This is a genomic window from Achromobacter spanius, from assembly GCF_039673305.1.
GTDB classification, from domain to species: Bacteria; Pseudomonadota; Gammaproteobacteria; order Burkholderiales; family Burkholderiaceae_B; genus Achromobacter; species Achromobacter spanius_F.
Genome location: NZ_JBDJLJ010000004.1, coordinates 155,809 through 179,775 on the forward strand (window position 1 = coordinate 155,809; position 23,967 = coordinate 179,775).

Sequence of the window (23,967 nt, forward strand, 5' to 3'; positions counted from 1 at the left end):
TACGTATGAACAAACGTCATGCCGGTTTGTCGGCATTGATGTCTCTGGTGTTGTTGGCCGGCTGCTCCGAGGTCAACCAATTCCTGGGCAATGAAGAATCGGTCGACTACAAAAGCGCCGTCACCCAGCGCGGGGAGCCCCTGAGCATCCCGCCCGACCTGACCCAGGCCAACGCCGACCCGCGCTACCGCGCGCCCGCGTCCGGCTCGACCACCTACTCGCAATTCCAGCAGCAGGGCCAGGCCCAGGCCACCGCCCCGAAGACCAGCAATGTGCTTCCCGGCCGCCAGGACATGCGCGTCGAGCGCGACGGCGATCTGCGTTGGCTGGTCGTCGATCGTCCGCCCGAAGACATCTTCCCGCGTCTGGTCGACTTCTGGACCGAAAACGGCTTCACCGTGGCCAGCAACAATCCCGCCGCGGGCCTGATCGAAACCGACTGGGCTGAAAACCGCGCCAAGATCCCGGAAAGCTGGCTGCGCCAGGCGCTGGGCGCCGTGCTGGAATCGGCCTGGGATAGCGGCGAACGCGAGAAATTCCGCACCCGCGTCGAACGCGTCAACGGCCACACCGAAATCTACGTCAGCCACCGCCAGATGCTCGAAAAGCGCGTCGGCGCGGACGGCGGCCAGGTCCAGTGGCAGAACGGCAAGGAAGATCCCGGCCTGAACGCCGCCATGCTGGCCCGCATGATGGTCTACCTGGGCTCCGACGTCGACAACGCCCGCAAGCTGGTTCAGCAGGCTGAAGCGTCGCCGCAAAAGCCCGCGGTGCAGCAGGATGTCCGCGCGCAGGGCGCGGCGCTGGTTGTCAGCGAACCCTTCGACCGCGCATGGCGTCGTGTCGGCGTGGCGCTGGACGGCGGTGGTTTCGCCGTCGAAGACCGCGACCGCTCCGCCGGCGACTACTTCGTGCGCTATGTCGACACCGACACCGGCGAAAAGATGGAACAGCCGGGCTTCTTCAGCCGCATGTTCTCGGGCGACAAGAAGGCCCAGGCGCCGCAGTACCGCATCCACCTCGTCAGCAGCGGCGAGCAGACGACGGTCTCGGTGCTGGACGCCAACGGCAAGCCCGACACCAGCGCTACGGCGCAGCGCCTGCTGAGCGTCCTGAAGGACAAGATGTAGCAAGCAGAGCCCGCGCTTCGGCGCGGGCTTTCCCGGCCTTGGCCGGGGCGCATCGAAAAAGGCCCGCAAGGGCCTTTTTTTCGTGCGCGCTCCGAATCAGGATGCGCATTTCCACCGCGCAATAAAAAACCCTGGCGTATGCCAGGGTTTTTCACGTCTTCAAGGCGGGGGTTCGTGCCTGATTGATTACGACGCGGGGGTGGTCGATCCACCCGGGGTGGTCGAGCCGCCACCTGGAGTGGTGCCCGGCGTGGGAGCCGGTGCGGGCGACGTGGCCGGGGGCGTGGTGGACGGTGCAGGCGTGGTGGCGCCCGGGGCAGGGGTGGTCGCGGGCGCCGGGGCATCTTCCTTCTTGTTGCAAGCGCTGAGCGCGACGGCCAGCACCGAAGCAATAATCAAGGTTTTGCTCATCATTATTTGAACTCCTATAGATGACGACTCTTGAAACCCCGTTAGGGGAAACCAGAATTCAGGCTACAGGAAGGTTCAACGCCATCACGTATGAAAGTTAAAGAGGTGGCATCCCAAAGGCAACAAACCTTTCAGCTTCGTGTTATGTCTTTCCTGATGTGACCCGGCTTACAGACCTGATTTCTTTCTGTGCGACACGGATACGCCGAGGTTTCCAGATACTACGCAGGCTGATAATGGATCCATCCGGCGTCCAGCCAGTCGGCCAGGCATGAGCGGGCTTCGTCTGAAAGCCGGGCGCAGGCGGAATCGCCGCACTCCAGGCTGCGCGCGTCCGCCAGCTTGCGCAGCGCGGCATCGGCGGGCGCCATGGCCGTCTCGCCATTGATGAAGAGCTGCTTGCCGCGGTATAGCATGCGGCTGCGGCGATCGAGCACCAGGCGGCCCGAGGCGGGCCAATCTTCTTCCAGGTCCACGTCCATGCCCTCGGGCGCGTCGAACACGCTGAGGTTGCTGGGTTCCGTCAGCCAGCAGCCCAGGAAGCGAGAGGCCAGGGCATCGTCAAAGCGCAGCTTTTCCACCGTTTCCAGGGTGGCGGCGATCAGCCCGTCGGGCAGCTCGGCCGGCGTATCGACGGCCGGCTGGGCCGGATCGCGATAGACGCTGGTCAGCTTGGCGCCGGGCAGGGCGGGCTCGCCGTAGGGGCCGCCCAGCAGGCCGACGCGCGCCATGACCTGGTCGGCGGCCGCTTCCAGCAGGCCGCGCGCCAGCGTCGCCTGCGTGGGCGCCCGAAAACCGATCGAGATGGTCATGCAGCCGTCGCCGACCGCGATGCCGTCGTGGGCCGCCTGCGGCGGCAGATAGAGCATGTCGCCGGGAACCAGCACCGCCTTTTCCTCGGGCTGGAAGTTGCTCAGGATCTTCAGCGGCAGGTCCGGCGTGAGCGACAGGTCTTTCTGGCGGCCATAGCGCCATTCGCGTTCGCCGGCGGCCTGCAGCAGGAAGACGTCGTAGCTGTCGAAGTGCGGCCCCACGCCGCCGCCGTGGCTGGCGACGCTGATCATCACGTCGTCCAGGCGGGCGTCGGGAATGAACCGGAAAAGCCCCATCAGCTCGGACGCGGCATCGCTATGCAGGTCCACGCTTTGCACCAGCAGAGTCCAGTCGCCTTCGTTGTCCTTGGGCAGGCGCGCGAAGGGGCCGTTTTCCATCTGCCATTCGCCGTTCTCGCGCCAGATCAGGCGCGACTCGACGTCGTCGCGGCGCGCCAGCTTCTTGATGGCCGCGATGGTGACCGGCGGCTTGAACGCGGGAATGGCCTGGCGGATCAGCAGCGGCTTCTTCTGCCAGTAACGGCGCATGAAGTCGTTCGGGCTTTGGTTACCCAACAGCTGCAAGGGTTGGTCGAGGTTCATTGGAGGTGTTTCTTCAGGCGGTAAAGGGCATCCAGCGCTTCGCGCGGGGTGAGGCTGTCGGGGTCGATGGCGGCGAGTTCCTCGCGCAGCGTGTCCAGCGCTTCGATGGCGTCCGAGCGCTCGGCTTGGGCGTAGGCCTGGGCATCGGCCTCGGCCGCGGCCGAGAACAGGCCGAGCTGCGGCGTGGGCGCTCCCTGCGCTTCCAGGCGTTCCAGTTCGCGGGTCGCCTGGCGGATGACGGCGGCGGGCACGCCCGCGCGCTGCGCCACCTGGATCCCGTAGCTGCGGCTGGCGGGGCCTTCGCGCACTTCGTGCAGGAAGACGATGCCGCCCGCGGATTCGGCGGCGGCCAGATGGACGTTGGCCGATGCGGGCTGCTCGGCCGGCAGGCGCGTCAGTTCGAAGTAGTGGGTGGCGAACAGCGTCAGCGCGCGGTTGTGCGCCAGCAGGCGGCAGGCGATGGCCCAGGCCAGCGCCAGGCCGTCATAGGTGGACGTGCCGCGGCCGATCTCGTCCATCAGCACCAGGCTGTTGGGCGTGCTGGCCGACAGGATGGCGGCGGCCTCGGTCATCTCCATCATGAAGGTCGAGCGTCCGCCCGCCAGGTCGTCGGCGGCGCCGATGCGGGTGAAGATGCGGTCGATACGGCCGATGCGCGCGCGCGACGCGGGCACGAAGCTGCCGATGCGGGCCAGCAGCACGATCAGCGCCACCTGCCGCATGTAGGTCGATTTACCGCCCATGTTCGGGCCGGTGATCAGCAGCATGCGCCGCGCCGGATCCAGGCGGCAGCCGTTGGGCGTGAAGCGCTCGATGGCGTGCTCCACCACCGGATGGCGGCCGGCGTCGATATCGATGTCGGCCTGTTCGGAGAGTTCGGGCGCGATCCAGTCGTGGCGCTGCGCGTGATCGGCCAGCGCGGCCAGCGTGTCCAGTTCGGCCAGCGCCGCGGCGCAGTCGGACAGCGGGCGCACGTGCTCGGCCAGCACGTCCAGCAATTGCTCGAACAGCCATTTCTCGCGGGCCAGCGAGCGGTCCTGGGCGGACAGCACCTTGTCTTCCCAGGTCTTGAGTTCGGGCGTGATGTAGCGTTCGGCGTTCTTCAGCGTCTGGCGGCGGCGGTAGTCTTCGGGCACCTTGGCGGTCTGGCCCTTGGTGACTTCGATATAGAAGCCGTGTACGCGGTTGAACTCCACGCGCAGGTTGCTGATGCCGGTGCGCTCGCGCTCGCGCGCTTCCAGTTGCACCAGGAAATCGCCGCCGTCGGCCGCCAGGCCGCGCAGTTCGTCCAGTTCGGCGTCAAAGCCGGCCGCCAGCACGCCGCCGTCACGGATGGCCACGGCAGGCTCGGGCGCGATGGCGCGCACCAGCAGCGCGGCCAGGGCCGGGTCCACCGACAGGTGCGAGACCAGTTCGCCGATGCGGGGCGAGGCCGACATGGGCTCGACCAGGTCGGCCAGGGCAGGCAGGGATTGCAGCGCATCGCGCAGGCTGGCCAGTTCGCGCGGGCGCACGGAGCGCAGCGCCAGGCGGGCCGCGATGCGCTCGATGTCGGGGAACGCATTGAGCGCGGCGCGCAGGGCTTCCAGCAGGCCGGCCGACCCGAAGGTCTGCTCCACGTCCATGCGGCCGGCAATCAGCGCCGAGATGGCCTGCTGGCGCGCCAGCGCCTGTTCGTTTTCGCGCAGGGGGTGGTGCAGCCAGCGGCGCAGCAGGCGGCTGCCCATGGGCGTGCGGCAGCCGTCCAGCAGCGAGAACAGCGTGGGCGAATCTTCGCCCGCCAGCGTCTGGGTAAGCTCCAGGTTGCGGCGCGTCACGGGGTCCAGCAGCACGTACTGGCCGGGGCGTTCGGCCGACAGGCTCTGCACGTGCGCCAGGGCCTGCGACTGGGTGCGCGCGGCATAGCGCAGCAGGGCGCCCGCCGCGCAGATGCCGGCCGGCATGTCTTCGATGTCGAAGCCGGCCAGGGTGTCCGTCTTGAAATGCGCCAGCAGGTGCGCGCGCGCGCCGTCGCTTTCGAAGTGCCAGTCCGGCACGCGCGAGCGGGCGCCTTCAAACGCAAAGTCGAACTCGGCGCTGTCGGCGCAGACGATCTCGGCCGGCGCGATGCGGTGCAGTTCGGATTCCAGTTGGGCGGGGGCGCATTCGGTCACGCGGAACTCGCCGCTGGCCAGGTTCAGCCAGGCCAGTCCCGCGCGTGGGGCGCGGGCGTTGCCGCTGACGAACACCGCGGCCAGGGCGCGGTCCGCCTTGGCGGGCAGCAGCGCGTCGTCGGTCAGCGTGCCGGGCGTGACGATGCGCACGATGCGGCGCTCGACCGGCCCCTTGGACGCGGCCGGATCGCCGATCTGCTCGCAGATGGCGATGGATTCGCCCATGGCCACCAGGCGCGCCAGGTACTGTTCCATGGCGTGCACCGGCAAGCCGGCCATCGGGATCGGCGTGCCGTTGGACGAGCCGCGCTTGGTCAGCGTCAGATTGAGCAGGCGCGCGCCGCGCTCGGCGTCTTCATAGAACATTTCATAGAAGTCGCCCATGCGATAGAACAGCAGCAGGGGTCCGGCCTCGGCTTTGAGGCGGAGGTACTGCTGCATCATGGGGGTGTGGCCTACCAGCTGATCGTCATTGTCAGCCCGGGATTTCGGCGTTTTGCCTTGTGCTTCTTGCATTTCCAGGGGGAGCGTGGGGTAAGTGGTGTTTGCTCAATGGCCCAACAGCGCCCATTAAAACCCGCCAACACTTGGTGGTTTGGCGTAGCTTTTCGGAGTGCCGAATTGTGAAGTTACGCCGCTTCGTTTAGGATTCTCGAAAACCTACGCCAGAGGATCCTACCCTTCATGCAATTCGACGCGCGCGCCGCAAAGCTGCTTGAGCCAGGCCGACACCTTACCATTGATGGCTATCCCGGGCTGCGCCTGGAGGCGACGGCAACGACCCGGACTTGGATCTATCGATACAAGAGCCCCGTGGACGACAGAATGCGCCAGAAGAAGATGGGCCGGTGGCCGGCGATGTCATTCGCCGCAGCCGTAGTCGAGTGGGAAAACCTACGCCAGATGCGCGACGCCGGTGTAGATGTGGCGGTGGAGGCCAAGCAGGAACGCCAGGCCGCGAAAGCAGCGGCGGCGGCAGCCCGAGAGAAGGCCAAGGGATTGTTGACGGTCGCGGACGCCTGCGACCTCTATCACGCAGGTCACATCAAACACCATCGTGCCGAGAAAGGCCGGGTCGAGATTGAGCGCATGTTCAACACCATGCTGGGCGACATCGCCGATAAGCCCGCGGAGGCGATAACCCGTGCGGATGCGTTTGCGCTCATAGAGTCGTTCGCTCATATCCCTGTCCAGGCTCAGATCCTGCGTCGGGAATTGGGGGCGGCTTGGGACTATTGCCATGACGCGGGCAAGCTGGCAGAGAACGTGCCGAATTGGTGGCGCGCGGTTCTACGCGGAAAGCTGAAGTCGAAAGGGAAAGCGATCAACGGCAGGAAGTCTGGTGTCAAGAAACGCGTCCTGTCGCCGAAGGAGGCCGGTGAGCTCATTCCTTGGCTCCCCAACTTCTCTCGGGATGTGGATGATTTCTTGACACTGTATCTCTGGACTTGCGCCAGAGGTGCCGAGATCGGTGCTATCGAGGCTAAGGAAGTCTCGGAAGAGGCGGACGGGCTGTGGTGGACCGTGCCGAAGGAAAAGACCAAAAACGCGAAGCGCACGGAAGCGACGGATTTTCGTGTGCCACTCGTGGGTCGAGCGGAGCAAATAGTGCGGCGCCGGCTCGCTGTTCATCCCGAGGGCTACCTTTTCCCCTCCTATGGGAAGTCGGGACACTGGGAGCAAAAGTCAGTTCAGACGCGCGTTTATTATCATCAGCCCTACAGTGAAACTTCGCCGCATCGGGCTCGGGCGCGCCTGAAGGTGACACACTGGGCGCCGCATGACCTGCGCCGAACGTCTCGCACATTTCTGGCATCGCTGGGATGCCCGCGTGAGGTCGGTGAGGTGATCCTCGGCCATATGCTGCCGGGAGTGGAGGGCGTGTACAACCGCCACTCCTATGACAAGGAGCGCCGAGCATGGCTGCAGCGCTTGTCCGAATACCTTGAGGGGTTGGCGGCGGATCACGGTTGAGCGCCGCTGTGGACGGCCTTACCGGACCTTGGCTTCCTGGCGCCAGTGTTGGGCGGGGGCAGCATGGTGGACTGTGGCCGGGTTTGAGCCCACTCCAAGATCTCCGCGTAGAGGTAGCCGACTCGGCGGCCGGATAGCTCCCGGGGGGCGGGAAACTCGTTGCGCGTCACCATCGCCTGGATGGTCGATTCGGCGAGTGTTGTCATAAAGGCTGCCGTGGCCAGATCCACGTAGACCGGCTCAATGCGATTATTGTGGTTCAACTTCATTTCTCCAAAGCAGTTTGCTGACCACCCGCGGCCATGGCTACACGGCATAGAGGATGGTGATCGGCCTGGCCGCAAAGCGGGCCGCCGCACGGGGGAATACCAAGCGCAGCCCTGTCGCGGTCTGCTGGTGGATGAGCCGCGCACGGATGACGCAGCGAGCCGTCGTCGCTGGGGCAGGAGCATTGCGCCTCGCTGGCCGGGGGCGCGTGCGGTTGCAATGATGAGGCTGCACCAGCGGACTTCAGCACGCAGATGAGAGCGTGGGTATGGACAGCGACGGCCTTCGCGTCTTCGCTATCCAGCATGTCCGCGGTGATGGGGGCGTTCAAAGCCACCTTTGCCGCTTCCTCCAGCGCCGCATCGCGCACCGCCTCGCTGGCCTGGGGCGCGGCATGCCGAAATAGCGGCTCCGGCTCTTCGTCGAGAGCGCAATAGGCGCGTGCTTCGACTACGTCGAAAAACAGCATGCTGGGCGAGCCTTCCTCGTCCAGGGTCAAGTAGGCCGTGGGCTGCGCCTCCCCGGCTACAGGGGCGCTTGCCGCACACTGGCCCCAGCCTGCCGCGAAGCCCTGCTCGTATCGCCTGTGGCCGTGCTCCTGCGCCTCAAGCGAAAGCTCGTCCGCATCGGCTACAGGGGCGCGCAGCTTGGACAGCGCCAGCACGATGTGCCGGGATACCCAGCTTTCCCAGTGCTGACCGTATGGCGCGGGCCCGATGCCGCACAGCGTCTCGTACACGGCCTGGACCTCTGGCAAGTGGAAATCTGGCAAATCCAGCATTTCCGGGGCCGGGGTGTTGGTGGTCATGCTGCATACTCCTGTTCGGCCAGCTCGCAAAAGAAGCTGCACGCGGGCAACGCTTCGTTTCGCACGATGGGGCCATTGGGTAGATTCTTGAGGGGGAAGCGCTGATCCTTCATTGGGCCGGACCGATATCGAAGGAACCAACTGCCAGGCCCCAGCTCATCCTGTACCTGGCTGATCGCCTCGAATTCGTCCGGGAAATCGGCACGGATCGCGCGCCAGTAGCCTTCGCCACCCTTCACGCAACCGCGACAGTTGGCGTTCTCGTAGCCCATGACATACATGGCGGGTAGAGCAATGCCGGTGCGCAATACCATCGCCTTGCAATCCTCTTTTCCCAGGCCAGCAGTGACCAATGGGGCCAGAGCTGGCCTTGTCGGGTTGCGCTCCTGCCAATCCTCCCAACGGTCCGCCTCTTCCGCCGTGAAGCCGAAAACAATCACGTCTCCCGGTCGGCTCCAGTCATCCAGAAGCTTGCGCTTCAGGCGCAACGTGCAGGGCGCTCCGCGCGGACCTTTCATGAACTGCACGCGGCGGAATACTTGGATGATGTCCGCGTCATAGGTCTGGTCACGTAACTGCACGATGGGGCGGTCAAACCAGCGCTCGCAATCAGCCAGGAACCGGCGGTTGTCCTCGTGTTCCTGCTTGATGAAGGCGTTGATGATCTGCACGTCGTGGGTTCCACCATACTGGGCCAGCGCCAGCTTCGTGGCCACGGCAGACGCGGCACCGCACGAGAATTGGCAAACGATGCGTCCCATCACCCCTCCTGCTGCTGAGAGGCTGCAGCGTCGGCTTCCGGCTTCGGCGTATACGTCGGATCGACAGGGAAAAGGCGCAGGATCGCGTCACGCACCTTGACGGATCTATCGGCGTCCCATCCGCGAGTCGTCACGACCACATAGCCGCCTGTGATGGCCGCGCCCTTGATAGTCGGTAGCGGATCGCCAGCAGCGGGAGCGGCGGCACGGCGTGCGGCCGAATCCTTCCTGATCTTTTCTTCCCAGCAGGAGGGGCAGAGCGTGTCCCAGGACATGCCGGAGAATGCGCCACGGCAATTCGCGCACTTCTGGCCGTCGGGGGCGGGGCGCGACGTTTCCGGCGCGCCCAGGGCGGCGCCCAAGAGATTGCTGAGGGGAGCGTTCATGCGGTGGCTTCCTGCTGGCTAAGGTCCATCGGCGTTTGCGTTTCGGGGGCGGCTTGCTGCGCCTCCTTGGCGGCCTTTTCGGCGCGCTTGGCGCGAACGGTTTCGACGGCGCCATGTGCCTGAAACAGGTCAAGCAGGACGGCGGCCGGGATGGTGATGGTTTCGCTGGCTACGCGGCCTTCCTGGATGTCCACGAGGGTGGCGCGCTGGAAGGGGGCAAGGCCCTTCATGAACGTGTCCACGCCGCTGATGAGCGGGGACACGACTTTGCGGGGCAGGGCGCGACCGTTGATGGTGCTGGCGGTTACTTTCGTTTTGCCGGCTGCCTTCACCTGGTCCACCTTGCCGCTCAGAAACTCTCCGGCTCGGGCGCCATGCCGCCGTATAGCGTCGATTGCTACTTCGACGGAGACAGCGCCGTTGCGGACGAGCGCTTGCAAATCGGGTTCGGCGTCCGCGAGGACAAGATAGTTGTCAATGTGCGGCCGGCTACGGTGGACCAAGGCCGCGATTTCCTCGGTGTCCAGGCCCATTCCTCGGAATCGCTTAAAGCCGCGTGCCGCTTCAAGAGGGCGCAGCTTGACGCCTTCGTTGCTGGTATAGATGCGCGCGCGGCGCTCAATCTCGTTACCCTGGAACCCAACCACGGCCACCCATTCGATGGGGGCGCCGCGTTGAATTGCACGTCCAATGGCGTCATAGCGCCGATGACCGTCCACAACCTCGACGCCGGAGCCGTCCGGCAGGGCGACCACTTCGAGCGCGGGGAACGTACCGCCGTCCAGGATGTAGGAGGCCAGGGCCTCAATGCCGGCGTCGTATTCGTCATCCAGGTCACGAAGGTTGAAACCCTCTTTCACGCGGATATCGGAATAGCGGACTTTCATTGCGTCGGCACGTTTGATCGTGCCGTCCTTGATCATCGTCTTGAATGATGCGGGGGGATGGGTCATGTGACACCTGTAATGGGTTGGGATACGATTTGCGCCACCAAAACAGATCGGGGCGCTCAATGAAGAGCTGTTGTTTGTGGTTGCCAGAGGCAGTTGCCATCGCCGGCGTGGCAATCGGTGTGGGTTTGGCGTTGAATGATCTTCCTACCTGGTCGGAAGTGCAGGGGCAGACCTGGGCCGCATGGGTGCAGGCCATCGGCTCAATTGCCGCTATCGTTGCGGCGATTTGGATTGCATCCGAGCAACATCGCACCACAGAGAAGAGGGAGAAAGCGCAGCGCGATGAAGCTTCACGGAACTATCTTTGTTCGACTCGGGACGAGCTCTCAGTGCTTTGGGGGATGTACAGCTCGCGGGTCGGAGCGATGCTGGAAGCGCATGACCCGTCCACCTGGCTAGATATCATTTGGCCTATCGATCACGATCCTTTCGTGGTGTACAACTCGAATGCTCAAATGCTCGCTCAAGTTAATGATGATCAGCTGAGGGCGATGATCATTCAAACCTATGCTCAGGGAAAGGGCCTAATTAGCACCTGGCGAATGCACAATGGCTTCGTTTCAGAGGTTCTAAGGCTGAAGCGCTACGCCTTCGAGTTTCCTTCGGACGCAACGTGGGCAGCGGCGGATGGGGCCGAGATGATGGCGCAGGAATATGTTGCGGTGCTGAAGGAAACTCACATTGAAATGGCCAGTTCCGTTTCGCGGTGCATCGAGCGGCTGGATCAGACCATCAAGCGACTTGACGGCTCTTTCTGATCATCCCGCCTGCTTGCGAGTCGCTCTTGCGGCGCGGGGTGAGGGCGGCGGAACAGCGACCAGCCCAAATGTTGCTGATGGCCTGCGGCGACACGCCATAGCATTCGCCAACACCATAGGTGTTGATTCGGCCGGGTGCGGAGTGGATAAATTCGATTTCTTCAGGCTTGCTTGCCTCGACCTTCGGGTCGCTCCAGCGCAGGCGACGGCGCGGTAGAGGGATGGGCGGGAGCCACCCGAAGGTCGCGCACCATGAAACCGATGCCGGTCATACGACCAGCCGCAGCAGCCAACCCAGGATCTGCGGGCCGAAGAGGAAGAACGCGGCCAGGGCGAAGCTGGCGGGCCAGGCCCACAGCGGGATGTCTGCGTCTTTGCTCCAATTGCCTGTTCCTGCGTGGTCGTGGGGAGCGATCAGGGCGCCCAATTTGCGGGCCATCTGTTTGATGGAGAGGGGCTGACGGTGGCGCACCGGGGGCGTGCTTGCACTCATAGTGTTCATGTCGGGCTCCAGGGATCGGCCGCGGCATGGCGGCGGGCAAAATAATCACCGAGAGGGGCCAGCACCAAACACGCGAGAGCGCAAAGGGCCAGCCCACAACTGAGAGCGAAGAGGGATGTAGGCATGCTGACTGGATGGTAGGGTTAAGCTACGATGCGCCCCATAATCTTGAAAGGGAGCTTGCATGAGGGGAATGCTTTTAGGCGCTTTGCTTGCTCTGGGCGGCTTGCTAATCGGCTTCGCGTTTGCCACCAAGGTGGATGCGCTTGCTGAAGCCAGGTGGTGGGACTTGATGACGGCGTTTGGCACGGTAGGCTCGGTCGTTGTCGCCTTGGCCTTCGGCCTGATCGCGTTAACCGCTCAAAACCGAAGTAATCGGCACAGGGCTAACGTCGTAGGCTGGTTCGTTGTGCCTTCCCTTGGGGAGATTAGGGCGGGTTGCGAACTGCTTTCGGAATGCTCGGCAGCGTTACGGCAGATGCCGAGTGGCCAGATCCCAAGCGATCAGGTGAGATTTTCGTGGCGATTAACGGTACCGATGTTGGATGCGAGACATCTGTTTGAACACGTTGGCGAGTTGCATCTGTTGTCACATCGGGCTGACCCCATCGCGGAGATCGTCTCGGAGTCGGGTCGGCTGCATGCTTTGATGGTGAAAATCGGTGATCTGTCGTCACCCCTCGGGAAGGAGCGTGCCGTCTTCGCATCACTCGGTGATAGAGCGGATACGTTGAAAAGGCTTATTGAGGACACCCTTGCCAGAGATTGGTCCTCTGGCAAAAGTGCTTGAGCACGCGCTTTGGTACGTACGGTCCTTCCCGTACGACTGCCCCCCGTCTAGCTTGGTGAACGATGGAAAAGCCCGAAATCTCTAATAGCGCCGCAGTTGCAATCCTTGTGGCCGTGGTTTTTGCAATACTCTTTCTTGTCAACCTTCCGTCAGGACAGCTTTCATGGGAAGGTTGGGCAGGCTGGGCTCAAGCTGTGTTTTCAGTTGCCGCGGTGATAGCTGCAATTGAAATATCTCGCGCACAAAACCGAGATGCTCGGCGCCGAGACTCGGATCAGGAAGTGCGCGAGCAAATCGTTTTACTCGAGAGTATTGCGGTCGAATTGGATACTTCTTGGGAATTTTTCCGTGTCCAAATTTCGAGCCGCATGAGTGACGTGGCTCCGCTCTCGTCCGGATGGAGATTTACTTCATCTGAGAGCAGCTTCCCCGTGTATCGTGCGCTAGTCCCCCGAATAGCGATTGTTCCGGATCCGGACCTCAGGGTGTCTATCGTAAGAATTTATTCATTTGCCAACGCCTTCTTGCTTAAGCTCACTCTGCACAACACCTTAGTGGACGAGCGGGATGAACTTCTGTTTAGGCTGGCTAGCGCCTCTACGCGCAAAACGGAAGCCTCACCGCTTGATCTTGGCGACATACTGGCGGCGGAGGACGTGTTGGCGATTGGGCTTTCCCCATATGAGGCGCTGAACCAGCGGCTAGAAAGGGTGGAGGAGCAAACTAGCGATATCGCCAAGCAAATTGAAGAGGCGATTTCCTTTCTGGAAACAGAGGTCCCCCGAATCTCGCATCGGATCGCTCGTGTGGTGGGCTCTTTGGCTAAGGCGCGCCACGGGTGATTGCGTACCATTGGCCGAATCTACGGTGCGACCCCGCCATCTCTTAGAAGCCGCAGATTCGACGGGACGGGCCTCTCGCTACTTGCTAATGGTGGTGCCGAAGTTCAGGACGTCGATCAGTTCTTCGATGAAGCGTACGAGTGCTTCGAGCATGACATTGCTCCGTGGATTGGGGGGGATGGTGGCCGGAGCTGATCCCGGCTTGCGGTTTACTCGGTTGTGGTGGGGCATCGCCCTACACCGCCACATGCACTGGAACCATTTCCGGCCACGCTGAACGGCTGCTGCGCATCAGCTCTGCGCTTCCACCATCATCGGGTCGGGCTGGAATCAACCAGCGCGACATGGCCGCCTTCAGACGTCGCAGGGGAGCAATCCTATCGCATTGCCAACCTCCCAAGCGCCGGGTGCTCTACCAGTGAGCTACCGTGCCGCTGACGGCTGCCCTACATTTCCGGGTGGGGCTAGCACGGTGATGAACGGTGGTGGAAGCAAGTGAATCTAGTTTTAATCAGGCAAAGTCGACTCGAGAGGGCCTAGTCGCTCAGATTGCCTTGAAAGCTGGCCCCGGATTTTTTCGCGGCAGACTAATGCTGCTCTGGCCATGAAGCAGAATCCAGCTGCGTCTATTTAATTAGGTTCCTGACGCTGTCACTCAAGGATGAGGTTGTCGGAAACAGATGCAGGCTGTAATACCACCATGTCCTCTCCGCGGCGAATTTGACACTGCCAGCGCCATCTTGCGCGGAAAACTCTAGTGGCAAAGTAGCTTGTTTGGCAAACAAAGTTTGCACTACGTTCAGCTTTCCCCGCGTCTCCTCGCTATCCAACAATACAAATACAAAATTGTCTGTAGATACGAGCCACGTTTTTTGCTTGGGGGTTTGAAAAATAAGTAGCTCCGCCGTAATTTTTTCGCCTTTGTCCAGAAGGCCCGACTCGGTGACGAAACTATGGATGCTACTAACTTTTAGAAAACCATCTGCACCTAGTTCAACGACTGGGGCTGCGTTTCGAGACAGGGATGCGGCCGAATCCTCGGTAGGTTGTTGAAAATGAAGTTCATTGCTGCCTACTTTGAAGGAGGCCAAACGCTTCAGCAATTCGGTGACGGGAGTTCGGAAGGCGTAGACGGCATATAAAGCGAACGCAGGCCAAGCCAGATCTCCGACCAACTGAATCAGCGCCACCCAGGTTGTCACACCCTCCACATGCGCGCTCATATCGCCTCCAAATGCGAAAAACAGGTTCGCAAGAGAACTATTGACGGAGTGGGTTAGAGCATAGCGCCGTTTTGATCGTGCCCGCGACGTGTTTGGATTACGTTGGGCTGAAGGCGCTGTCGCTTTCATTCAGTGGGGATTTGTCAGACGTGGATGGATGCGAAGGTTGGCAGGGGCGTGAGGCGGCGATTAGCAGGGCCTCGGCACTAGCTGCAACCGCTCTCAAAGATTCCAATGCGGCCGGGGTTATCGTCGCCACGCCCGGCTGGGCGTTGCCTGGCTGTGGAAGCCCAAGCACACCGGGTCCGGGGGCGCGCTGGCGCCTGGTTGTCCTGTTTCGCCCGTCCTCCCTCGCGGGGGCGGGCGGCCTCGGTTGTTAAAGAGCGGTCGCTGACGCGATAGACGTAAGTTAGCAAAACTTTGCTAATTCGCGCAAGCAAAAGTTTGCTAAGAACAGAACTTCATTCTCAGCTACGATCCGATCATCATTTGTTACGCGGAACGGTGATGGCGCTCAGGACGATGGTGTTGCGGATTACGGGGTTCAGCCACGGCGGGCGCGCACAGGCCCTGCGGCAATTCGCCCGTGTGGGTGGGAAGGCGCGTATTGAACGAGATAGGGAGAATGCAGCTGATCCTAATGCGATAGCGATTCGGATTGCTGTTGACTCCTCAGAAAACGGTGAGCTGGAGTGGGTTTTGATCGGCTATTTGGAAGCGGATAGGTCGGCCATCTTGGCCCCGCTTTTCGATAAAAATCACTTCCAGAAGCTGCGCTTTGTCTTGCGGGTTCAATTGCCAGAGGATGGCGAGCGACTTCCGGCCGCGGTGCTGGAACTGACTTACGAAGTGGGCGACGGAGATCCAGACGCCGACATGCGGGCCGCTCGCGCCTCTCGCCTCGTCGCCGAATTGGACGAACTTCGCTGGGACAATATTGAGGCTACCCGGGATGGCGAGGGCATTTCGCTATGGCGACGGCCCGATACGACGTTCATTCATGCGTACCGGCGAGGAGCGGTTGGAGGCAAAGGCGCGTTCCTTGGATCAACGAGCGATCCGCGCCTTGCTCAGTATGATTTTCGTGGGCTGCGCTATACGGCGGAGATTCACCGAGCGGGCGCGCGGGCCTGGATAACGGTTCTCTTCGGCTGATAGCCAAACGTCAGCATTTTTCCCACTGGGTCGCATCACCGCTGCGCAATAGGCCTCCGGCCCATGCAACGCGCCCCAGAATCTTAACGGTGGCATCACCGCCCAGGGATATATCGGCATATTTGCTATTAGCCGAGCGGGCAATCCACTCGTTCGTTAGCTTATCGCGCGTGACGATCTTCACCAACATCCGACCATCGTAGTTGATCGCGTAAATCGTGTTGGGGACCAGATCGTGAACGCTCAGATTCGCCGGAACGACGATTAGCGCCCATCCATCCTGGATCTTTGGCGCCATTGAGTCGCCCTTCGCGTACACGAGTCTCCCGCGTCCGCCGTCAGCACCGATGGAGCGGAGGAACGACTGGCGGAACTGAACGTGGCCTGTTATCAGCTCCTGATCGTTCTCAATCCCTTCGCCGGCGGCAAGTCTCACTTCTCCCAGTTCAGGAATTTTCTCAAACTTGTCGTTGGCCGGTGGTGGTGCGCCTGCGGAAACATTGGCCACAACATCACCGCGTTGTGCCTCCTGGCGGGGCAGGCCATTGGCCGGCGTTGGCGTCCAATCTTGATCCCAGGGTGCGGGTGTTCTCGGAAGCGTGGGGAATGGTTCCTCCACCGAGTCAATTTCCGCAAGACCGAACTTTGCCACTACTGACGGGATCTTGTCGGTCACAGAAACTGGCTTTAGAAGCTCCCAGGGTTCAACACCAACTGCGAGCGCAAGGCTTTCCACCTCGGACAGCTTCGCAGAGGGGAGTTTTCCGCTTTTGCTTGGCTGACGCCGTTCTGGGCTCAGGTACAGGCTGATCGTGGTTTGGCCGACGCCGGATTGCTTCGCCAAGGCGGCCTGCTTCCAACCCTTTTGCTCCATGAGGCGGGCGAGGTTTGCGGCTAGGACTTCGTTCAGGGAAGGGCGGCTCATGGCGCGAGTGTGCAATTTATTGCTAGCAAAGTGTTGCTTGAGTTAATAGCAAAGTTTTGCTATTTTCACGCCATGGAAAAGCCACTCGACCTGAAAGTCCGTGACCTCTTGCTTGCGCATCGCGGCAGGTGGGCAGAAATCGCAATCGCCACCGGAGTTTCCCATTCGTGGATCTCCAAGTTCGTCAACGGGCATATCCCAAATCCGGGCTACAGCCGTCTGCAACGCATGACCGAGCACCTGGACGTTCGGGTACCCGCGAAGAGCGGGAAACCCAGAAACGTCAGTTCTTCCGATGAACTGCTGCCCATGGAGGGCCCCGACCATGCATAGCTCGAAGTTCGGACTGGTCGGCATGGGGCCTGACACCGCCGACAAGATCGCAGCAGGCGATCAGGGGGCGCTGATGATGGCGCTTCTGTGCCTTGCTGCGCACTGGATGGAGCAGGGTGGGATGCCGCGCTTTGGTCGCAGTCTTGCTGCGATGACGGACGCACTCCCCAAAGAGTCCAGCCGCGTTGCGCAGCGCACCGCTGAGCAGAGGGCGCTATTGGCGGCCGGATGCGACCTTCATGACCTGCTAGTTCAGTCCCCGCAGGGTAGGCAAGCCTTGGAGGATCTCCTGGCGAAGCCAATCGCGCATTACCCCAAAGGTAAAGGATGAGGTTGGTTTGATGACAGTCTCCTTTGCCTTTCGCCACAACGTGTCGCTCTTGACCGAGTCCGCAAATTCGCAGCCGTCCCATGTAAGACGGACGACCTGTGCGGAAAAGGGCGTGTTGTCCATAAATTCGGTGATGTGCGCCTTGATCAGGCCCGCTTCGACCATCCAAATCACGTGCATTGCAAAGGTGACGTCGTCGATGTCTTCCAGGCGCGATAAGAAGTCCCCGTATTTGAGCTTTGCCGTCTCTAACGCGATTCGACGGACCACATCCATGTCTCGTTCCACGGTTAGCTCCCTCCCGTCTTGGGCGATTGGATTGTGTGAGAACAGCCATTCTAAGGGGCCGACCGCCCATCTTCAGGAGTTCTGTAATGCGTAACGCAGCCCCGATGACTTTCGGCGCGCGCCTCGCGGCCCGTCGCTTTACGAAAGAAGAGATCGCTTGGTTCTTCAACGTTCCGCCCGCCATTCCGAACGACGCGGCTCCGCTGCCAATTGAGCCTGGCGAAGCAGACGACCGGGTCCAGATCGGACCACTGGATGTGTAGGACGCAAATCGTTTTTCCATGCAGCGCATCGTAAGGCCGCTGCTCAGCAATAGATACGTTCAGGAAATTCACATATGAACATCACCACTGCGGCCGATCTGACGGTACATGACTACAAGGGCGGCAGCGAGGCTTTGGGGGCGGTTATCGGCATGTCGCCGGCCGTCCTGCGCAACAAGGTCAATCCCAATAACACCACGCATCACCTGACGCTGGCTGAGGCGGATCGCATCGTGCGGATGACGGGGGATGTGCGCATCCTGGCCGCGTTCGCGCACGGCAACGGCTACCTGCTCGTCAAGGCGCCGGAATCCTGCGGCGAGAGCGACATGTCGGTGCTGGAGCAGGTCGCGGCGCTGATGATCGCGCATGGCAGGTTCGGCCATGAGGTGTATGACGCCCTGGCTGATGGCGGTGTTGACCAGCAGGAAATGCAGCGCGTGGATGCTGCGGGCCGTGCCTTGATGGAGGCGGTCGCAGGCGTCGCGCGCCGGCTTAGCGGGATGGCCGAGCAATGATTCAGCGCGGAACATCCGGTGTACCCGTGCGGCCGCGTATGCCGTCCACGGAGCGCAAGGGGGCGGCGCTGTCGCGCGCGGCTGCAATGATGTGCAACGGCGCGAAGTTCCAGCGGTGGGTCGTTTCCCGCATCGGCGCCGCCCCTGATGGCGTGAGCGCCAGCCAGCACGCGGCGCAGTACGTCCGCGACATCTGTGGGATCACCAGCCGCGCCCAGCTGGACCACCACGCCCTGGCCGCCGGCATGTTCCATGAGGCTATCCGCAAGCCGTTCCTGGAGTGGAGCGGCGTCTATGGCTGACTGCCTGCACATGTTCCGTGGCTACCGCGTACCGCCTGAGACGGTGGAGCAGGTCAAACAGGCCATCATCGACACGCGCGGCCGCGTGGACCTGGAAGGGTTGCGCGGGATCGTGCGGCCTGCCATGCACGCCGTTGATCCGTGGGCCAGCACGTCTCGGGCCCAAGCTGCGGCGTGCGCGGTCGATTCGTTCCTGTTCGACGCGGCGCGGGCAGGCCTGGTCGAGCGCCATGTAAACGGCTGGAAGTTTCCGTCGTGGTGGCGCGTCAAGAAGCAGCCGGGGGCGGAATGTCGCTGACACGCAAGACGCCCCTCAAGCAGAAGACGCCGCTGAAGCGTGGTGCGCCGATGATGCGCGCAACGCCGATGCCGCCACCACGTGCGGCCATGAAGGCGCGCAAGAAGGGCAAGAAGCCGCCCAAGACCGTCTACCGCAATCAGGCGCTGCTTGACCTTGCCCGGGGCGAGGAATGCTTGCTGCGCGTGCCCAGGTACTGCCAGGGCGGCACCGATACCACCGTAGCTTGCCATTCCAACCTGCTGCGCGACGGCAAGGGGAAGGGCATCAAGGCGCATGACTGGGCCATTGCTTTCGGCTGCGGCCCCTGCCACTGGTTCATAGACCAATCGCCAGCACCGCTGGCACAGAAGCTCACCTATTTCATCCCCGGCTTGCGCCTCACGCGCTTGCGAATCATCGCTATGGGCAAGTGGCCCGAAGAGGCGGAACGCGGGTATCAACTTTCGTATGGAGAACAGTCATGAGCGTTCAGGGCATGACATGGGCGCTTGCGCAGAGGATCGTGAAAGATCCCACGGCGCGCCACGTATTGCTGTGCCTGGCGAACTACGCCGGGCCGAAGGGTGAGGGCGCATTTCCCTCTGTGGCGACGCTGGCCGACGACACCGGGCTGTCGAGCCGCACGGTACAGAACAAGCTGCGAGAACTGGAGGCCTTGCAGGTCATTCAGCGCGGTAATCAGGATCTGGTGGCGGCCTACATCCGGCGCGCGGATCAGCGGCCAGTTTGCTACGACATTGATCTATCACGGGGTGCATCTGCTGCGCCCCGCGTGGAACATTCCGCAGGCCAACAACGGGGCGAACCTGCTGCACCCCGTAGCGAACGGGGTGAATCTGACGACGCAACGGGGTGCAGCTCACGACGTGACGGGGTGAATCTGACGACGTCACGGGGTGAACGCGCTGCACCCGATCCGTCATTGAACCATCAAGGAACCATCAATAAACCCAAAGGCGCGCGCAAGCGCTCGCCAGGGTTCGACCCGATGGGCGTGGAACTTCCCGCTTGGCTGGATGCGGAACTGTGGGAGCGCTGGGTGCGCCACCGTGTGCAGCTACGCAAGCCGCTGACCGAAGAAGCCGCACGACAACAGGTCAAGGACCTGGCGACATTCCGCCAGCAGGGCCACACGCCGGCCGCTGTCATCGAACACGCCATCGGCAAAAGCTGGCAGGGCCTGTTTGCTCCCAACGCTGCCGCATCCGGGGGCGCGCCGCGTCCCGGCAAGTTCAACCCTACCGACTACGTAAACCGCAATCGCACCCATGGAGGCCCCGACTATGACGACGGTCGCACAATCGACGAATGAGCGTTCCGGCTGGGCCGTGCCGCTGGTGAAGCTGGAAGGAATTTCCCTGATCGACCACCTCTGGAACCGGCTCTCGGGCACGTACGGGGGGCGCTGGCTGAAGGACTTCCCGGACATGCGGAGCATCGAGAACTGGAAGAGTGCATGGGCGGAGGCGTTCGATGAAGAATGCCTGACCCCGCACGAAGTGGCCGAAGGGTTGCGAACCTGCCGGCGCATGTCGCCCGACTGGCCGCCCCAGTTGGGTGAATTCATCCGCGCCTGCCGTCCCGCGCTGCAACCGGAGGTGGCGTTTTACACGGCGGTCGCAGGCATGGCCGCACGTCACAACGGGGAGCAGGGCACATGGCCGCACCCGGCGATTTTCTGGGCGGCGGTCGAGACGGGGGCGCACGACCTTCAGCACTGCTCCTACGCTACGTTGAAGGCGCGTTGGGAAAAGGCGCTGAACGACGTGCTGGCGCGTGGCGAGTGGAAGCCCGTTCCCGCCGTCGTCAAGGCCTTGCCTGCCCCGCCTGTCACGGCAGCGAGCCGCAGCCAGGCCGAAGAGCAAATGCGCAAAATTGGCGCGTCGGGGATCATAAACCAGTCCGGGCGCGACCCGCTGCGGGGCTGGAAGCGCGTGATTGCGGAGACCGAAGATCCGAAGGGAAAGCGGTACTCGCCGGGGATAGTCGCCATGGCGCGCAATGCGCTGCGCCTGGGCTCGGACCACGGGGCGCAGGCATGAGGCGATGGCCAAATACTCCCGCTAGGCGTACGTCTCGCGCGGCCAGGGGCGAAGCGATTCTTGCCGCTCCCAGCGAGGACACCATACAGGCCCAGGTTATCCGGTGGGCAACCCTTCAAGCCAGCGTCTATCCCGAACTGGCACGCCTGTTTCATGTGCCCAACGGTGGCCAGCGCCACGCTGTGGTGGCGGCCAAGCTGAAGGGGCAGGGCGTCAAGTCTGGCGTGCCGGATCTTTGCTTGCCCGTGCCGCGCTTCGGATGCCCGGGGTTGTGGATCGAAATGAAGACCGCTGACGGTAGGGTCAGCACAAACCAGAAAGATTGGATCGAGTACCTCAAGGGGGCGGGATACCGCGTCGAGGTGTGCCGAAGCTTTGACGAGGCGCGCGCCGCGCTTCTCGATTACCTGATTCCGAAAGTGACTTATTCCCCGGGGATTATCTGATGACTACCTTGACACTCTCCCGCGTGCCTTCCACGCCTATCGCTGAAGAGCAGTCGAGCCGGCTGTTCAAAACTGCGCATGCCGCGCTGACCTTCGCCTACAACCATACGGATCAGGTGTACGACAAACCCATGATGGCGCGTATGGCCGAGACGCTGGCCGGGTCGTCTGGTAAAGGGTTGGGTGGCACGGACGGTGCCGGACAGGCGGCATACATCTTCAGTGCTCTGGAGAAGCTGCCTCGCCTCTATCGTGCAATTCTCGTTGCGCGCTTCGCGCCGCAGTCGGACCGCTGCAAGTGCTGCCAGGGCACCGTAGACCGGCATGACTGGCTCGCAGCGGTGCGCGAGATTTCCGATGCGGCGGCCTGCGATGCGTTGTCGGCTCACCCTACGCCGCGAGTCCTGCGGGACGCTATCGTGGCGCGCTACTTCGGCAAGGACGTGAAGCTGTCCGAGGCGGCAGAACGCGCAAACGTGAGCGCGGCCACCGCCACGAATCACAATGGCAAGATCAAGCTCTGGCTGTATGGCACGCGGACCACGAAACAGAAAGGTGGAGAACGCGGTGCGGGCCAGAAGGGCGTCGAAGCGTTGGCGATGGAGTACGCGGCGGACCTGCTATTTGCAAAAGGTCTTTGCGATTGACATCTTGCAAGGTTGAATTTTGTCTGCTAAAGTTCGTCCTGTTTAGTCACTTTGAATAAGTGCGTATCGAAAACCCGCAAGCGCAAGCTGCGGGTTTTTTATTGTGATCGAATTCAAATTTTCCAATCTTTATGGCCTAATTACTGATTGTTCTTCTGGGACAGTCTGATGACCACGCGGGAAAATCTCAAACTCGAACTAGATCGGTTGTTGGAGACATATAAAACTCTGCATACCAAGGAACTATTGGCCGATCGCTACAATTTTTCGATCACGTTCCAAACGGCATACACTCAGGCGCTGCGCGTTGTGGAGTCCTTGGCGAAAGATCGTTACGCAGAATTTCGGACGCTCTACGAGATTGATCCGAAACGGAAGTTAGTTAATTCCGCAACTTATTCGGTGCAAGACTTCACGCAGGGGCGCGTGCCGGGCAGGTTCTCCGATGGGACTTTTGCCTTTAACCACTTGCCGATTGTTCAAAATCGAATCGTTTCTCAATATGCGATATTGAAATCGCTTTACTCTCGCATTGACGATATCCTGAGCAACATGAGCATCCACGTAGCTATGGAGCTTCAGGATGCGGAGCTCAAGGCCGCGGAGCAATTACTTCGAATTAGCCCAAGGGCGTCAGGCGCCCTTGCAGGAGTGGTTCTTGAGCGGCACCTACAGAGTGTTGCCGCACTACGGCAGGTCACTGTGGCAAAAAAGAACCCCACAATCTCGGACCTAAATGACCCCCTGAAGGAGGCGGGCGCTTACGACCTTCCACAGTGGCGCCGCATTCAACATTTGGCCGACCTCCGGAATCTATGTTGCCATCAAAAGGATCGCGAGCCAACGAAGGATGAGGCGCGCGATTTGATCTCCGGCACTCAGTCCGTGATTGCTAATGTAATGTAAGACGAGTTTTAATTTCCAGACGACGCCCCGATTTTTGAATCGGGGCTTTTTTTTGCGTCCACCATGCCGCGTCGAACTTGTTTCCCATGCCGTCATCGCGGCTGTCCTGCGTTGGTACGGATTTCTGGCTTCTGCGACAGGCACGCCGGAGATGCAATTGGATGGAAGCGGAATCATCTGCGGGGCAGTAGGCGCGAGCGTGGCTATGGGCCGGAATGGGACAGGTTGCGTCTCCTGATCCTTAAGCGGGACCGCTACCTGTGCCAGTGCTGCGAGTGCATGAGCACGGGCCGCGTGCTACCCGCAACGGAAGTCGATCACCGCATACCGAAGTCGGAGGGCGGCACAGATTCACCCGACAACCTGTGCGCGATTAACAAGGATTGCCACAAGCGGAAGACCGCGCAAGAAAGCGCCAGAGCGCGAGCGCGGGCGAGGAAGTAGGGCCAGCCGCTCGCTCTCGCTGGTCGTGCCGTGGTGGCCTCATGCGCGGGCCTGGAGGCATCTGGCGGGCGGTGCCGGCGGGAGGGGGTGGGTCAATCCTTGGCCCAAATGCACATAGGACGGCCCGTTCCGTCATTTTTTTACGCCCGCGAAAAATGAAATTCAACGGCCCGCGCGTTTTGCGCACTTTTTGACCAATGGAGCAGGCTATGGCAGGAGTAGCAGGGCGCTCCGGGCGCAAGCCAAAGCCAGTGGAAAAGAAGCTGGCGGCGGGCAACCCGGGCAAACGAGCGCTCAACAAAGACACCCCCTCGTACGGCGAAATCACGAACATTTTTGCCCCGGCCTGGTTGCAGGGCCACGGCCGCGACTTGTGGGAGCACCTGGCGCCGCTGTTGTGCCGGGAAAAGATCCTTCAGGCCACCGACATTCAGAACCTGGAAGCCTACTGCGCGGCCTATGGCAGGTTTCGGGCCGCCGAAGAGGAGATCCAAAAGCATGGAATCGTCGTTGAAGGGGCGCAGGGCGGCCCAGTAAAGAATCCCGCGGCGACCGTTGCCAATGAGGCGCTCAAGCAAATGGCCACCTACGGCTCATTTCTCGGACTCGATCCGTCCAGCCGTCAGCGCCTGCAGGGGCCAAAGAAGCCCGGGAAGGGCAATCCATTTGCAGCGTTGTTGGGCGGAGGCTGAT

At 61.8% G+C, this 23,967-nt stretch carries 31 protein-coding genes; 19 read left to right on the forward strand and 12 right to left on the reverse strand.

Going from position 1 to position 23,967, the window contains the following annotated elements; all coding sequences use genetic code 11:
* Positions 1-5 precede the first annotated feature (5 nt).
* Entirely contained in the window at positions 6-1,130 is a 1,125-nt protein-coding gene (gene bamC, locus ABE485_RS06095) for an outer membrane protein assembly factor BamC (RefSeq protein ID WP_346514203.1), read from the forward strand.
* Between the two features lie 186 nt (positions 1,131-1,316).
* On the opposite strand, the gene ABE485_RS06100 is transcribed toward bamC, so the two are convergent.
* From ABE485_RS06100 to mutS, 3 genes are all read right to left on the reverse strand, one after another.
* Entirely contained in the window at positions 1,317-1,544 is a 228-nt protein-coding gene (locus ABE485_RS06100) for an endopeptidase (protein WP_430795398.1), read from the reverse strand.
* Positions 1,545-1,762: 218 nt separating this feature from the next.
* On the reverse strand, positions 1,763-2,956 hold the full coding sequence (locus ABE485_RS06105; protein ID WP_346514205.1) for a cupin domain-containing protein: 1,194 nt from the start codon (positions 2,954-2,956) through the stop codon (positions 1,763-1,765).
* Complete coding sequence (mutS, locus tag ABE485_RS06110) at positions 2,953-5,553, reverse strand: DNA mismatch repair protein MutS (RefSeq protein ID WP_346514207.1); 2,601 nt, start codon at positions 5,551-5,553, stop codon at positions 2,953-2,955. The genes ABE485_RS06105 and mutS overlap by 4 nt, the downstream gene beginning before the upstream one ends.
* 240 nt (positions 5,554-5,793) lie before the next feature.
* Between mutS and ABE485_RS06115 the strand changes: the two genes are divergently transcribed.
* On the forward strand, positions 5,794-7,083 hold the full coding sequence (locus ABE485_RS06115) for a tyrosine-type recombinase/integrase (protein WP_346514209.1): 1,290 nt from the start codon (positions 5,794-5,796) through the stop codon (positions 7,081-7,083).
* Here the strand turns inward: ABE485_RS06115 and ABE485_RS06120 are convergent.
* Genes ABE485_RS06120 through ABE485_RS06140 form a run of 5 tightly spaced genes read right to left on the reverse strand, consistent with a single transcriptional unit; the run spans position 7,074 to position 10,258 of the window.
* Complete coding sequence (locus tag ABE485_RS06120; RefSeq protein ID WP_346514211.1) at positions 7,074-7,400, reverse strand: helix-turn-helix transcriptional regulator; 327 nt, start codon at positions 7,398-7,400, stop codon at positions 7,074-7,076. The two genes, ABE485_RS06115 and ABE485_RS06120, sit on opposite strands and share 10 nt — an antisense overlap.
* Entirely contained in the window at positions 7,349-8,158 is an 810-nt protein-coding gene (locus ABE485_RS06125) for a hypothetical protein (protein ID WP_346514213.1), read from the reverse strand. Before ABE485_RS06125 ends, ABE485_RS06120 begins: the two co-directional genes overlap by 52 nt.
* Positions 8,155-8,919 (reverse strand): hypothetical protein, encoded by a 765-nt coding sequence (locus tag ABE485_RS06130; RefSeq protein WP_346514215.1) that lies wholly within the window; start codon positions 8,917-8,919, stop codon positions 8,155-8,157. Before ABE485_RS06130 ends, ABE485_RS06125 begins: the two co-directional genes overlap by 4 nt.
* A complete protein-coding gene (locus ABE485_RS06135) occupies positions 8,919-9,305 on the reverse strand; it encodes a hypothetical protein (RefSeq protein WP_346514217.1) in 387 nt (128 codons plus the stop codon). Before ABE485_RS06135 ends, ABE485_RS06130 begins: the two co-directional genes overlap by 1 nt.
* Positions 9,302-10,258, reverse strand: coding sequence for a ParB/RepB/Spo0J family partition protein (locus ABE485_RS06140; RefSeq protein ID WP_346514218.1), 957 nt, complete (start codon positions 10,256-10,258; stop codon positions 9,302-9,304). Before ABE485_RS06140 ends, ABE485_RS06135 begins: the two co-directional genes overlap by 4 nt.
* A gap of 59 nt (positions 10,259-10,317) precedes the next feature.
* On the opposite strand from ABE485_RS06140, the gene ABE485_RS06145 reads away from it, so the two are divergent.
* Entirely contained in the window at positions 10,318-11,016 is a 699-nt protein-coding gene (locus ABE485_RS06145; protein WP_346514219.1) for a hypothetical protein, read from the forward strand.
* 268 nt (positions 11,017-11,284) lie between these two features.
* Here ABE485_RS06145 and ABE485_RS06150 read toward each other — a convergent pair whose 3' ends face one another.
* A complete protein-coding gene (locus ABE485_RS06150; protein WP_346514220.1) occupies positions 11,285-11,518 on the reverse strand; it encodes a hypothetical protein in 234 nt (77 codons plus the stop codon).
* Between the two features lie 184 nt (positions 11,519-11,702).
* Here ABE485_RS06150 and ABE485_RS06155 point away from each other — a divergent pair, with 184 nt between their 5' ends.
* Positions 11,703-12,308 (forward strand): hypothetical protein, encoded by a 606-nt coding sequence (locus ABE485_RS06155; RefSeq protein ID WP_346514222.1) that lies wholly within the window; start codon positions 11,703-11,705, stop codon positions 12,306-12,308.
* Positions 12,309-12,370: 62 nt separating this feature from the next.
* Positions 12,371-13,150 (forward strand): hypothetical protein, encoded by a 780-nt coding sequence (locus ABE485_RS06160; protein WP_346514223.1) that lies wholly within the window; start codon positions 12,371-12,373, stop codon positions 13,148-13,150.
* A gap of 626 nt (positions 13,151-13,776) precedes the next feature.
* Here ABE485_RS06160 and ABE485_RS06165 read toward each other — a convergent pair.
* A complete protein-coding gene (locus tag ABE485_RS06165; protein ID WP_346514224.1) occupies positions 13,777-14,373 on the reverse strand; it encodes a hypothetical protein in 597 nt (198 codons plus the stop codon).
* A gap of 507 nt (positions 14,374-14,880) precedes the next feature.
* On the opposite strand from ABE485_RS06165, the gene ABE485_RS06170 reads away from it, so the two are divergent.
* Positions 14,881-15,528, forward strand: a complete 648-nt coding sequence (locus ABE485_RS06170) for an HIRAN domain-containing protein (RefSeq protein WP_346514226.1) — start codon at positions 14,881-14,883, stop codon at positions 15,526-15,528.
* 10 nt (positions 15,529-15,538) lie between these two features.
* Here ABE485_RS06170 and ABE485_RS06175 read toward each other — a convergent pair whose 3' ends face one another.
* Positions 15,539-16,453 (reverse strand): XRE family transcriptional regulator, encoded by a 915-nt coding sequence (locus ABE485_RS06175; protein ID WP_346514228.1) that lies wholly within the window; start codon positions 16,451-16,453, stop codon positions 15,539-15,541.
* A gap of 9 nt (positions 16,454-16,462) precedes the next feature.
* On the opposite strand from ABE485_RS06175, the gene ABE485_RS06180 reads away from it, so the two are divergent.
* On the forward strand, positions 16,463-16,786 hold the full coding sequence (locus ABE485_RS06180) for a helix-turn-helix domain-containing protein (RefSeq protein ID WP_346514230.1): 324 nt from the start codon (positions 16,463-16,465) through the stop codon (positions 16,784-16,786).
* 247 nt (positions 16,787-17,033) lie between these two features.
* On the opposite strand, the gene ABE485_RS06185 is transcribed toward ABE485_RS06180, so the two are convergent.
* The gene (locus tag ABE485_RS06185) at positions 17,034-17,393 is read right to left on the reverse strand and encodes a DUF2513 domain-containing protein (RefSeq protein ID WP_346514231.1); all 360 of its coding nucleotides are present in this window, start codon (positions 17,391-17,393) and stop codon (positions 17,034-17,036) included.
* A 98-nt stretch (positions 17,394-17,491) separates the two neighbouring features.
* Between ABE485_RS06185 and ABE485_RS06190 the strand changes: the two genes are divergently transcribed.
* The 12 genes from ABE485_RS06190 (at position 17,492) to ABE485_RS06245 (ending at position 23,966) form a co-directional block, all read left to right on the forward strand.
* Entirely contained in the window at positions 17,492-17,668 is a 177-nt protein-coding gene (locus tag ABE485_RS06190) for a hypothetical protein (protein ID WP_346514232.1), read from the forward strand.
* A gap of 74 nt (positions 17,669-17,742) precedes the next feature.
* On the forward strand, positions 17,743-18,186 hold the full coding sequence (locus ABE485_RS06195; protein WP_063955520.1) for a phage regulatory CII family protein: 444 nt from the start codon (positions 17,743-17,745) through the stop codon (positions 18,184-18,186).
* Positions 18,187-18,224: 38 nt separating this feature from the next.
* Positions 18,225-18,488, forward strand: a complete 264-nt coding sequence (locus ABE485_RS06200; protein ID WP_346514233.1) for a hypothetical protein — start codon at positions 18,225-18,227, stop codon at positions 18,486-18,488.
* Entirely contained in the window at positions 18,481-18,786 is a 306-nt protein-coding gene (locus ABE485_RS06205; RefSeq protein WP_346514234.1) for a hypothetical protein, read from the forward strand. The genes ABE485_RS06200 and ABE485_RS06205 overlap by 8 nt, the downstream gene beginning before the upstream one ends.
* Positions 18,777-19,253: a nuclease domain-containing protein gene (locus tag ABE485_RS06210; protein WP_346514235.1), complete on the forward strand. Its 477-nt coding sequence runs from the start codon at positions 18,777-18,779 to the stop codon at positions 19,251-19,253. The genes ABE485_RS06205 and ABE485_RS06210 overlap by 10 nt, the downstream gene beginning before the upstream one ends.
* Positions 19,250-20,101 (forward strand): helix-turn-helix domain-containing protein, encoded by an 852-nt coding sequence (locus ABE485_RS06215; RefSeq protein ID WP_346514236.1) that lies wholly within the window; start codon positions 19,250-19,252, stop codon positions 20,099-20,101. Before ABE485_RS06210 ends, ABE485_RS06215 begins: the two co-directional genes overlap by 4 nt.
* A complete protein-coding gene (locus tag ABE485_RS06220; protein WP_346514237.1) occupies positions 20,073-20,831 on the forward strand; it encodes a replication protein P in 759 nt (252 codons plus the stop codon). Before ABE485_RS06215 ends, ABE485_RS06220 begins: the two co-directional genes overlap by 29 nt.
* Entirely contained in the window at positions 20,828-21,277 is a 450-nt protein-coding gene (locus ABE485_RS06225) for a VRR-NUC domain-containing protein (protein WP_346514238.1), read from the forward strand. The genes ABE485_RS06220 and ABE485_RS06225 overlap by 4 nt, the downstream gene beginning before the upstream one ends.
* Positions 21,277-21,924 carry a hypothetical protein gene (locus ABE485_RS06230; RefSeq protein ID WP_346514239.1) on the forward strand — a complete coding sequence of 216 codons (648 nt, stop codon included), beginning with the start codon at positions 21,277-21,279 and terminating at the stop codon, positions 21,922-21,924. Before ABE485_RS06225 ends, ABE485_RS06230 begins: the two co-directional genes overlap by 1 nt.
* Before the next feature lie 168 nt (positions 21,925-22,092).
* Entirely contained in the window at positions 22,093-22,830 is a 738-nt protein-coding gene (locus ABE485_RS06235) for a hypothetical protein (RefSeq protein WP_346514241.1), read from the forward strand.
* A 279-nt stretch (positions 22,831-23,109) separates the two neighbouring features.
* On the forward strand, positions 23,110-23,274 hold the full coding sequence (locus tag ABE485_RS06240; protein ID WP_346514242.1) for an HNH endonuclease: 165 nt from the start codon (positions 23,110-23,112) through the stop codon (positions 23,272-23,274).
* Positions 23,275-23,483: 209 nt separating this feature from the next.
* The gene (locus ABE485_RS06245; protein WP_346514243.1) at positions 23,484-23,966 is read left to right on the forward strand and encodes a phage terminase small subunit P27 family; all 483 of its coding nucleotides are present in this window, start codon (positions 23,484-23,486) and stop codon (positions 23,964-23,966) included.
* Position 23,967 lies beyond the last annotated feature (1 nt).